General features: G+C 58.4%; 5 protein-coding genes. All 5 read right to left on the minus strand.

All coding sequences use genetic code 11. The features are described 5' to 3' along the window. Nucleotides 1-1,982, minus strand: a 1,982-nt coding sequence (locus tag ABX749_RS15290; RefSeq protein WP_372896733.1) for a hypothetical protein, incomplete at its 3' end; no start/stop codon positions are given. 134 nt (nucleotides 1,983-2,116) lie between these two features. Then, nucleotides 2,117-4,537 (minus strand): response regulator, encoded by a 2,421-nt coding sequence (locus ABX749_RS15295; RefSeq protein ID WP_372896734.1) that lies wholly within the window; start codon nucleotides 4,535-4,537, stop codon nucleotides 2,117-2,119. Between the two features lie 3 nt (nucleotides 4,538-4,540). Continuing rightward, a complete protein-coding gene (locus ABX749_RS15300) occupies nucleotides 4,541-4,993 on the minus strand; it encodes a response regulator (RefSeq protein WP_145211952.1) in 453 nt (150 codons plus the stop codon). Nucleotides 4,994-5,101: 108 nt separating this feature from the next. After that, nucleotides 5,102-6,628, minus strand: coding sequence for an ATP-binding protein (locus tag ABX749_RS15305; protein WP_372896735.1), 1,527 nt, complete (start codon nucleotides 6,626-6,628; stop codon nucleotides 5,102-5,104). Between the two features lie 24 nt (nucleotides 6,629-6,652). Beyond that, nucleotides 6,653-7,354 (minus strand): YfiR family protein (locus ABX749_RS15310; RefSeq protein ID WP_372896736.1); only part of this gene is annotated, 702 nt, incomplete at its 5' end.

Genomic DNA, 7,354 nt, shown 5'->3' on the forward strand with positions numbered 1-7,354 from the left:
ACGCCCAGTTTCTCAAAGTCGGCCGCCGCGGTCAAAAAGTGTGCGGTGATCCAGTAGATGTTCCACCGTTCGGCGTAATCACCACGCATCCCTTCGACGACGTCGCGGGGGGCATGCTGTTCATAATTGGTTTGCAGCAACTGTTCGCCCTGGACCCCGGTTGCCAGATCCGTCATTTGCCCACAGCTGACGAACATGATTTTGGCGAGCTGACGGTACCGCTGGTCGCCGGTCCAGTCGGCCAGTTCCCAAAACGTGGGAGTGAACACGACGCCGAACACATCCAGGTGTTGGTTCTGCACCGAGACGCCGGTCCAACCGCGCGTCTTCAAGTCATGGTCGGCCAAACGTCCCGGCGGCAACATGACGTCCCAGACATACAGATAACTTAAGCAGACATCACCGGCATGAATTGCTGCGCGGAGGTAGCGGGGATCGCGGCTGGCCCGGTACAGTGCGGCAAACCCCTGCAACGCCGCCCAAGCCCCCTCCTTGTCTTCGCAGCGGGCGTCCAGCGTGCCGCCCCAATACGGTTCTTTCATGTCCAGATGACGCTCGATCGTGTGATCGGCTAGCTTGATCGCCGCGGCCATCCACCGATCGTTCGACGCGTAGTTGCTGCCTTTGACCAGGGGCGCGATCGCAAACGCTTCGTTGGTGGACACGGGCCGCCAATCGGACTTCAAAATACGTTCGGCGATCGCGTCCAGGTGTGTCGCGACAAAACGCATCCATTGATCTCGATGCGGGTGATCCGTTTCGGTGATGGCATCCACCATGGCGTGGAGCGTCTGGGCCTGGGAAAGCGGATTCTGACGTGGAAGCCAGCGGTGCGATTGGTAGTCATAGACGATCGGGAAACCATCGCCGTAGGGGGCTTTCCGCGTTGGGGCCGACGTCAGGAAGTCGAGCGAGTCGGCGGCCCGCTGTTTCCATTTGTCCGGTTGATCGGTGTAGGGTCGAAGATCCATCCCCAGTAGCGCCCGTGGAGCGACTTCGGCGCGATCGGCCCAGCCCATCATGATCCACGGATTGCTGCCCGGCGGTCGCGTCCGGAATCCGGCACACTGGTCGTCTTCGTGCCAGCGATCGAAGGTGTCGTTCATCTTGGCCGCCATCACGTCCGCCGGACGTGGCAGCGAGCGATCGGTGCGGGGATCAAACAAGTCAATGGACGTCCAAAGCGGATGGCGAAAGCCGTGGCCTGGATCCGGCGCCGGAGTGAACTGCAACCAAAACTCTTTCTCGATGATCGCGCCCGGCGGGATGTCGACCAAATGCGCGTCGTCGTACGGCAGGAACATTGTTTGCCGCGCCTTGACCACGCCCCGCTGGCCATTGGATGCGGTGGGGCCACTTCGCAGCGTCATCTCAACGGTCCCCTCGCCGGCCACCAAACCGAGCGACCACCAAAGATCCTCGCGTGCCGCAAAGGGTAACCGCGACGGTCGGCTGTGGATCGCCGCGACTGCCTCACCCGTCTGTTCGACCGCCGCAAACGGTAACGGATAGCGATGCTCTTCGTACAACGCCTCTTCGCCCGGTCGGCCGGACCACGTGGGGACGCGTGAAGCATCGATTCGGGTTCCCGACGGATTGCCGTAATAATTGATGCCGGGCAAGAACGGTTGCGGCGTCTCACCCTCGGCCGAATCGATCACGAATCGGACCGACAGCACGACCGGTCCGCTGGGCTTTTCTCCGGTGTAGTGCCAGCGCCGTTTGGCTTGCACCACCCCTTGAGGCGTCACGCGATAGAGGTCGCGGATTTCCCAGACGCCATCGACCGTCGAAACCGTTCCGGTCGCGATCGACCACGGCCCACGTCGTTCCACGTGGTCGGGTTGCCCGTGGTGCCAGGCCGTCGACGCATTTTCGCTCCATCCGGTTCCGATCGACCATAGACCTTCGGTGGGCGAATGCAGTGCTGATGCGGCGTGATCGGAATGGATCAGCGTCAGCCCGTCTTGATCGATGGACAACGACGGGGCTGTCTGCGCCGATCCGGTCTGTGACGCGATGGCAAGGAAACAGAATGTGGCAACAGTCCGAGCGATGCATCGCGTCGGCGTGGACGGGAGGTAGGGCATTGGGAAGGCGAAACGGGGGGCGATTGCTATTGTGAGATGGCGGGCTTCGTCAGCTCTTTGACGGCATCGACGAGTTGCCGCACCTCGGCTTCAAGCTCTGGCAAGACCGTCGAGGCGGAGTCCAGGTCTCCATCATGGGCGTAAGTTTCCAATCGTTTAGCCGTCGCGACAACCCGCTTGGCGGCAAACCAATCGGCAGACCCCTTCAGCGTGTGGGCTCCGCGTCGAACTTGATTGGCGTCCTGGTTCGCCAAGCCTTCACGTATTTCATGGATCATCTTCGGGCATTCGTCGATCAACAGCTGAGCCACTTCCTTGACGCCTTGGGCTCCGCCGGGAATTCTCGTCTGGGCGAATTCCAGGTCAATCACGTCGGTGGATTCAGGTGGCGTCGCGGGCGCCATCACGTCGGCGGCGGGACCGGATTCGGCCGGAGAGATCTGTTGGAGGGTGCTGGTGAGTCGTTCGGGGTCGATCGGTTTGGAGATATAGCCGTCCATGCCGACCTGCAAGCACTTTTCGCGATCGCCCTTCATCGCCGCGGCGGTCATCGCAATGATCGGCGTGTGTCGGCCGTTTGGTTTCTCCAGTTCACGAATCGCGATCGTCGCTTCCAAACCGTCCATCTCGGGCATTTGCACGTCCATCAGCACGACGTCGTAGCGGTCGTTGCGAACCGCGTCGACGGCTTCTTTACCGTTGTTGGCGATCGTCACGTGGTGACCACGCATCTGCAACAGCCCGACGGCGACGCGTTGATTGACCAACCCGTCCTCGGCCAGCAGAATCTTCAGCCCCGCGGACGGCTCTGCCGGTTCGCCGGAATCGGACTGCGCTGCACGATCCTGGGCGGCCTGCTCGCCGAACACCTCCAACAGCGTCTCGAGCAGCTCCGACTGGACGACCGGCTTGGTCATGTACCGCAGGATGCCCAGTTCGCGACAGCGGTCTGCATCACCGGGGCGCGCCGCCGAGGAGATCATGACCAGGGTGCAGCGGTTGATGTTCGGATCGGCGTGAATGCGTTTGGCCAATTCGAATCCATCCATTTCCGGCATCATCGCGTCGAGCAGCACCAGCTGATACGGACGGCCATCGGCCGTCGCCCGTGTCAGCTCACTCAAGGCCGCCGCACCGCTCTCAGCCGTTTCCGGCTGCATCTTCCAATTGTTCAGAATCTCTTCCAAGATTCGACGGTTGGTCAAGTTGTCGTCGACGACCAGTGTTGCCAGCCCCTCGAGCGCCGAACGGTCGATCGGCGATGCGGTCGGCTGTGGTGAACCGAGCCCGAACTCGCAGGTGAAATGAAACGTGGTGCCCTTGCCGAGTTCGCTTTCCAACCAAATCTGTCCGCCCATCATGGCCACCAGTTGCGAGGAGATGGCCAGCCCCAGTCCCGTGCCGCCGAACTTTCGCGTGATCGAAGAGTCCGCCTGCTCGAACACCCCAAACACATTCTTCTGGTGCTCCGGGGCAATCCCGATTCCCGTGTCGGACACCGAGACATGCAATCGCACCTGATCGTCAAACCGAGCTTCCTCGGCCACATTAATGACGACTTCACCTTCGCTGGTGAATTTGATGGCGTTTCCGGCCAGGTTGACGATGATTTGCCGCAGTCGCCCGGCGTCCCCGAGCAGGTACTCTGGTAATTCCGGGTCGATCCGACAATGCAATTCCAACGATTTGTCGGCCGCGCGAATTCCCAGCGTTTGTCCGGTCTTGCCGATGCAATCACGCAGGTTGAAATGCGTCGCCTCCAAAGCGAGCTTTCCGGCTTCGATCTTTGAAAAATCCAGGATGTCGTTGAGCAGTCGAAGCAGCGCGTCGGCGGAGTCTTTGACCATCGACAGGTATTCATTTTGTTCCGCTGTGTGTTGCGTGCTGAGCAACAGCTCGGTCATCCCGATGATGCCGTTCATCGGCGTGCGGATTTCATGACTCATGTTGGCCAGGAAATCGCTCTTGGCGCGGTTGGCGGCCTCGGCGGCTTCCTTGGCCAGTTGCAACTGTTCGTTGCGCTGCTTCAGTTCTTCGCGCTGCAGTTCGACTTCGCGTTGCAGGCTGACCTTTTCAACGGCGTTGGAGACCGCTCGCTGCAGGTTGTCCGATGTCAGTTCACCCTTGACCAGATAATCCTGGGCACCTTTCTTCATCGCTTCGACGGCGATCGATTCGTTGCCCTGGCCGGTCAACATCACGACGGCAAGGTGGTGATCGGGGACGGCGTCATGGAGTTCGGTGAGGAATTCCAGACCGTCCAGATCGGGCAGATTGTAATCGAGCAAAATGCAATCCGGCGGATGGTCCCGACACGCGTCAAGCCCATCTTCGCCGCAATCCGCTTCGGCCACGTCGTATTCGTTCCAGGCTTGCTGGGCCAACAGCCGCCGGTAGACCTCACGGTCTTCGGGGCTGTCGTCGACGATCAAAATACGAAGCGTCATTTCTCAGTCGTCGGTCTTGGGGAACACCACGATCCGGAACCAGTAATCTTTCAGCCGCTGAATCGCATTGACGAACCCAGCCAGATCCACCGGCTTTTGGATGTAGCTGTTCGCACCAAACTCGTAACACGCTTCGATATCCCGTTCGTCGGTTGACGTTGTCAGCACGACCACGGGGATCTTTTTCAACTCAGGATCTTGCTTGATCTCTTCGAGCACTTCACGACCATCGGTCCCGGGCAGATTCAAGTCCAACAGAATGATCCCCGGACGCGGCGCGGTGTCGGCCGATGCGTAATCGCCGCGGCGGTGCAGGTAATCGAGTGCCTCGTCACCGTCGCTGCATCGGTACAGCGAATTGCGAAGCCCCGAGGACCTCAAGGCGCGGACGGTCGCTTCAAAGTCCTCCGGACTGTCTTCGACGATCAGGATCGGTTGATTGCTCCAGTCGACCATCAGTCACGCGTCTCCTCTGCATCGGGTTTTGCACAATCGGCTCGAGTGTTTCCGATGGCATCGAAATGACACGTCCAACCTTCGCCTACGAAAAATAGCTCGGTCAACTCACGCGACGATTCCTTTTTCAAGCGTGAAATAAAACGTGGTGCCTTCACCGTACGTCGATTCCAGCCAGATTTTACCACCATGTCGCTCCACAATCTTCTTCACAAACGTCAATCCCGCGCCGGTTCCGCCGCCGTACTTGTCCCGGGCGTGAAGCCGTTTGAAAATTCGAAAGACGGACTCCTGGTGCTTTTCTCGGATGCCGATCCCGTTGTCACGGACATAAAAGACGAAGCCGGTTGGGTTCAGACCGTTGCCGCCGGACTCATCATGTTGCTGAAAACCGATTTCGATCCACTTGTCCGCCTTGTCATTGTACTTTACCGCATTGGTGATCAGATTGCGAAAAACTTCAACGATTCGGACCGAGTCACAGGCCACGGTCGGCAAATGTCGCGGTACCCGCACCTCAATGCCCAGTTCCTCTAAAGTAATATGCATCATGTCGAGAACTTGTTCGATGACGTCGTTCAGGTCGGTCGGAGCGATCGCCAGTTCGGCGCGGCCGACACGGGAATAATGCAGGAGCGAATCGATCAGGTTTTCCTGACGTAAACAAAGCCGTTGCAGCGTCTCAAGTTTTTCGTGGCCGGCCTCGTCTAACTTCCCGGCATAGTCTTCGGCAATAAACGAGGAGTAACGTGAGATCCCACGCAACGGTTCCTTCAAATCGTGCGAGACGATGTAGGCAAAATCATCGAGTTCTTGATTGCTGCGTTCCAGTTGGGCGTTGGAATCGGTCAATTCCTGCGTTTGGGCTTCCAGTCGACTGGTCCGCTCCCGCACCAATTCCTCCAGGTGCGCGCGATGTTTCTCCAACTCTCGATCACGTTGTTGGATTTGATCGAGCATGGTGTTGAAACCGTCGCATAGCACGCCGATTTCGTCACCGGAATTGCTGTGCACGCGTGCGGAAAAATCCCCTTCGCCAGACACCTTCTTGGTCGCAGCGGCCAATTCCAGGATCGGCCTGGCAATCTCTCGCTGCAGCAGTGAGCCGAGCAGGATCGCGATAAACAGACAAATCAACAGCGAGAGCGTCGCGAGGAAAATCTTGTGACGCGTCGTCGCGTACAGGTCTTTCATGCTCGCCCGCAAATAAATCCTTCCCATCGTCGCTCCGTCTCGGTCAATCGATTTCGACACGTGCAGGAACTCACCTTCGAAAAGGAATTGATCTTCACCGGGCGGCAGGACCACTTCTTCGGACGCGAAATCAGGGGCTTGGTAGGAAGCGAATCGGTTTCCATTGGCGTCGAAGGTTTGCACGAACAGAATCTTGGGTTCCAGACGCGCCGACGCCAAAACTTCCGCCCCCGTGTCAACGTCGTCAAAGACCAATGGCGTGATGCTGGCGTCACCCAACGCATCGGCCAACACAGAAAACTGACTCATCATGGCGGTCTTGGCCGAGCGATGTTGCTCGACCAGTCCCGCGACGGTCGACAACAACAACACGATGCTGACGACGGCAATCAACGAACCTGTTAATTTGACTCGAATCGACAGGTCGCGTAGCGGTCGCATGCTGATTGATCCAGATTGAATGTCTTAGAGCACCGTGACAATTCTTAAGCGTAAGAGGGGGGAAAGAACCTTTAGCTGTCCGCGTTTGGCATGGGTGTCGTTGACAACCATCTTGACACGCTTTTCTTGAAGATCGTTCCAGTAACAAATGATGATCCCCGACTTGGCGTAGACCAACGACTCGGCCTCGTTTTCCGCCTCTCCGACCAGGACCACCGGTTGCCCCGTGGTTTTCTGCAAGGCCGCTTCGACCCGTGACTGTGCCGTTTCCCCGAGAACCCCGGGTGCGGAAGAACGTGAGATAAATAGAATGTGGCACGGACTGTAGCTGTTTTGAAACTCAGCGACCGAGCTGTACTGGATGACTTTGATCGGTTTGCGCTGGATCGTATCGGTCGTGATTCTCGTCGAATGGATCGATGCTCCTTTTCCATCCGGGCGGATGTAGGCTCCGAACGGATTGTTTCCCAGCACGCCGATCACGAAATCTTTGTCGGCTCCCTTAAACGGCTGCTTCGGCCATTGAATCAAGCCGCCCAAAAAATAAAACCAACCGGCTTTGATGTCGTATTCGTTCTGCGGCGCCGGCTGTTGGGCGTCGAGGGGGCGCGCATCGATCAGCAATCCACAGGTGATCAAAACGCAAAGCAATGAAAGTGAACGGCGCATGTGCAGCCTCGCGGACCTTTGTGGCGTCCGCCATTCCAAACGGTATCCGGCACCACC

It is taken from the genome of Stieleria sp. (genome assembly GCF_041595215.1).
In the GTDB taxonomy this organism is placed as follows: Bacteria; Planctomycetota; Planctomycetia; order Pirellulales; family Pirellulaceae; genus Stieleria; species Stieleria magnilauensis.